General features: G+C 72.0%; 3 protein-coding genes. 2 read left to right on the forward strand and 1 reads right to left on the reverse strand.

Annotated features, from left to right (window positions below):
• Nucleotides 1-1,542, reverse strand: a 1,542-nt coding sequence (locus tag E1284_RS39120; protein WP_243715015.1) for a glycoside hydrolase family 15 protein, incomplete at its 3' end; no start/stop codon positions are given.
• A 312-nt stretch (nucleotides 1,543-1,854) separates the two neighbouring features.
• On the opposite strand from E1284_RS39120, the gene sucC reads away from it, so the two are divergent.
• On the forward strand, nucleotides 1,855-3,033 hold the full coding sequence (gene sucC / locus E1284_RS39125) for an ADP-forming succinate--CoA ligase subunit beta (protein ID WP_131945185.1): 1,179 nt from the start codon (nucleotides 1,855-1,857) through the stop codon (nucleotides 3,031-3,033).
• Between the two features lie 2 nt (nucleotides 3,034-3,035).
• Nucleotides 3,036-3,923, forward strand: a complete 888-nt coding sequence (gene sucD / locus E1284_RS39130; RefSeq protein WP_131945186.1) for a succinate--CoA ligase subunit alpha — start codon at nucleotides 3,036-3,038, stop codon at nucleotides 3,921-3,923.
• Nucleotides 3,924-4,047: the final 124 nt, after the last annotated feature.

The raw sequence follows: 4,047 nt of genomic DNA on the forward strand, positions 1-4,047 counted from the left end.
GATGGGCAGGGGGCGTTCCAGGGCGGACAGGCCGAGCAGGACGAGCGACGCCGTCCAGCCGAGCGGTGCGGGCCCGGCGGGCTTGCCGGTCGGCCCGACCTTCTCCGGCAGGACGCCGAGGGACGTCCGGTGCGCGGCGAGCCAGCCGAGCCGGCCGACCGCCTCGTCCGTGCGGCCGGACGCGGCGGAGTTCAGGCCGAAGAGGGCGGTCTCCGGCGTCCAGGCGACGTCCGGGGTGCCGGACCAGCGCTCGCCCGGCAGCACGCCGCCGTTCGGCAGCGCCTGCTTGCGGGCGGCGTCCCGGATCGCGGCGGTGATCCCTTCGTCGGCCGGGGCGAACGGCGGGGCGAGGAAGGTCACGGAGGTGTCCATCAGCCCGCCGGGCAGCGGCGAGCGCGGGTAGCCGTACGGCGCGAACTGCCTGGCCACGGCGTCGGACACGCGCTGCGCGGCGTGCTCCCATTCGGCCTGCCTGCCGGCGTCCCCGCGCAGCCGCGCGAGGTCGGCGGCCGACCGCAGGCCCGCGAGCACCGGCCCGACGACGCCGAGCGTGGGGCGCCGCGGGTCCTGCTCGCGGAGCGGGTCGCGCTCCCAGTAGTCGGACGAGGCGGGCGGCAGGCCCTCGGCGTCCAGCGAGCGCGCCAGGTGGTCGGCGGCGCGCTCCACCATCGTCCACAGGTCGGGAAGCTCGTCGGGCGGACCGGTCTGGACGCGGTAGAACCAGGCCGCCCACAGCACCCAGCCGAGCGAGTCGAGCTGGGGCGGGCGTCCGTCGGCTACCGCCGTCCCGTCGGCGTTGTAGCGCGCGGCCCACATGCCGTTGTCGCTCTGCGTCCGGGCAAGGAAGCGCAGCACGCGCCGGGCCTCCGACGGGTGGCCGGTGACGGTGAACGCGGCGACGGTGAACGCCGAGTCGCGCGGCCAGCAGTACCGCCACTTGGTGTACCAGGACGCCAGCGACGCCCCGTTCGGACGGGTGAGGAGGCGCAGGTCGAGCAGTGCGCGGGCCGCCATGTCGCGGTAGGTCTGGCCCATCCCGCCGGTCGGGACCGTGCCCTGCGACAGCCACGCGTTGTCGGACCGGACGGCCGTGTCGACGCGCGGGTCGGACGCGTCCACGGTGATGGGCGTGTCGCCGCCGGACGGGATGAGCCGGACGCGCCCGTCCGCGAGCCGGATGACCGAGCTGTCCGGCAGGTAGGAGGCTCCGTCGGCCTGCTCGGGGGAGAGCGGGACGCCGGCGAACGGCCAGCCGCCCCCGCCGACCAGCCCGGGGCTCGCCCAGCCGGGGCTGGACGGTTCCGGCACGGTGGCGCCGCCGGTCGCGACGAGCGCGGCGACCATCAGCAGGGCGGCGGTGCGGCGGACCTTGCGCGCGCCCGACCGCCTTCGCGCACGCTGCCGTGCGGTCTGCGCGGGCCGTGCGGCCCCTGCGGTCCGCGTGCTCTGCGCGAACCTCGCGGACCGTGCCGGGCCGGTCTCGGCGGGCCGCCCGCGTGCGGGAGCGGCGACGCGCGGGTCCTGCTCGTCCGCCATCGCCATGCGTCCGCCCCCTTTACCGCACCCCGCACCCCGCGTCTGCAGAAGCGAAATAAGTACATCAAACTACGTCAATTGGTTCATCCTCCTCACGAGCCACTCGTGCCCACCCCTCAGGAGGAGACACCTGCCGCCCGGTGACACTTGCCTCCTAGGTCGGACACTCCGTGACATATGGACCCGGCGGCATCACCACGAAGACGGGTTGACTAGGCTGCATCGACGGAGCGGACCGCAGAGTGCCGGCCGCACGGAAACCCGTGTAGATCGCCGACTCGTGTGGTCTTTGGCTGTCGATCCGTTAAGGACGCCCTCGTGGACCTGTTCGAACATCAGGCGAAGGAACTCTTCGCCGAGTACGGGGTACCGGTGCCCACCGGCAAGGTCGCCCATACTCCCCAGGAAGCGCGCGCCATCGCGGAGGAGCTGTTCTCCGCGGGCAGCAAGAAGGTCGTGGTCAAGGCCCAGGTGAAGACCGGCGGCCGCGGCAAGGCCGGCGGCGTGAAGCTCGCCGACAACGCCGACGAGGCGGAGGCGCTCGCCGGTCAGATCCTCGGCATGGACATCAAGGGCCACACGGTCCACAAGGTCCTGATCGAGGAGGGGAGCGCGATCGCGCAGGAGTACTACTTCTCCTTCCTGCTCGACCGCGCCAACCGCACCTTCCTGTCCATCTGCTCCGTCGAGGGCGGCGTGGAGATCGAGGAGGTGCCGCACGACCGGCTGGCGATGGTCCCCGTCTCCCCGCTGGACGGCGTGGACCGGGCCAAGGCCCGCGAGATCGCCGAGCAGGGCCGCCTGCCCGAGGAGGCGCTGGACGGCGCCGCCGAGCTGATCGAGCGGCTGTGGGCCGTGTTCACCGACGAGGACGCCTCCCTCGTCGAGGTGAACCCGATGATCCTCACCGCCGATGGCCAGGTGAAGGCCCTCGACGGCAAGGTCACCCTGGACGACAACGCCGGGTTCCGCCAGGACCACGAGAAGTTCGAGGACAAGGCCGCCGCCGACCCGCTGGAGGCCGCCGCCAAGGCCAAGGACCTCAACTACGTGAAGCTGGACGGCAGCGTCGGCATCATCGGCAACGGCGCGGGCCTGGTCATGTCGACCCTCGACGTCGTCGCCTACGCGGGCGAGCAGTTCGGGGGGCAGAAGCCGGCGAACTTCCTCGACATCGGCGGCGGCGCGTCCGCCGAGGTGATGGCGAACGGGCTGGAGATCGTCCTGTCCGACGCGGCCGTCAAGTCCGTCTTCGTGAACGTCTTCGGCGGCATCACCGCCTGCGACGCCGTCGCGAACGGCATCGTCTCGGCCTACCAGCTGCTGGCCGACCGCGGCGAGGCCGTCGACCGCCCGCTCGTCGTCCGGCTGGACGGCAACAACGCCGAGCTCGGGCGCAAGATCCTCAACGACGCGGCGCTGCCCGGCGTCCAGCAGGTCGAGACCATGGACGACGCGGCCAAGCGCGCCGCCGAACTCGCAGCGGCAGGTGCATGACAATGGCCATCTGGCTCACCGAGAACAGCAAGATCATCGTTCAGGGCATGACCGGTTCGGAGGGCATGAAGCACTCCCGCCGCATGCTCGCGTCCGGCGCGCAGGTCGTCGGCGGTGTGAACGCCCGCAAGGCCGGCCAGACGGTCGACTTCGACGGCACGAGCCTCCCGGTGTTCGGCACCGTCAAGGAGGCCATGGAGCAGACCGGCGCGGACGTCTCCGTCGTGTTCGTCCCGCCGAAGTTCACCAAGGACGCCGTCGTCGAGGCGATCGACGCCGAGATCCCGCTCTGCGTGGTCATCACCGAGGGCATCCCGGTGCACGACACGGCCTACTTCTGGGCGTACGCGGAAAAGCAGGGTGGGCGGACGCGGATCATCGGGCCGAACTGCCCCGGCATCGCCTCCCCCGGCAAGTCGAACGCGGGCATCATCCCGGCCGACATCACCACGCCGGGCCGCATCGGCCTCGTGTCGAAGTCGGGCACGCTGACCTACCAGATGATGTACGAGCTGCGCGACATCGGCTTCACCACCTGCGTCGGCATCGGCGGCGACCCCGTCATCGGGACGACCCACATCGACGCCCTCCAGGCGTTCCAGGACGACCCGGAGACCGACGCCATCGTGATGATCGGTGAGATCGGGGGCGACGCCGAGGAGCGCGCCGCCGCCTACATCGAGAAGAACGTGACCAAGCCGGTCGTCGGCTACGTGGCCGGGTTCACCGCCCCCGAGGGCAAGACCATGGGCCACGCGGGCGCGATCGTCTCCGGCTCCGCCGGCACCGCGCAGGCGAAGAAGGAGGCCCTGGAGAAGGTCGGCGTCCGCGTCGGCAAGACCCCCAGCGAGACCGCCGTCATCATGCGCGAGATCATGAAGAACCGCTGACCTCCCGCACAGCACCGAAAAGACGCCCGAGCCCACCCCGCGGCCCGGGCGTCTTTCGCGTCTCCCCCGGACCCGGCACCGGACGGCATGTGCGGGGGCGGGGGTGACGACAAAGGCGACACGC

The sequence above is a fragment of the Actinomadura bangladeshensis genome (assembly GCF_004348335.1).
Taxonomy (GTDB): domain Bacteria; phylum Actinomycetota; class Actinomycetes; order Streptosporangiales; family Streptosporangiaceae; genus Spirillospora; species Spirillospora bangladeshensis.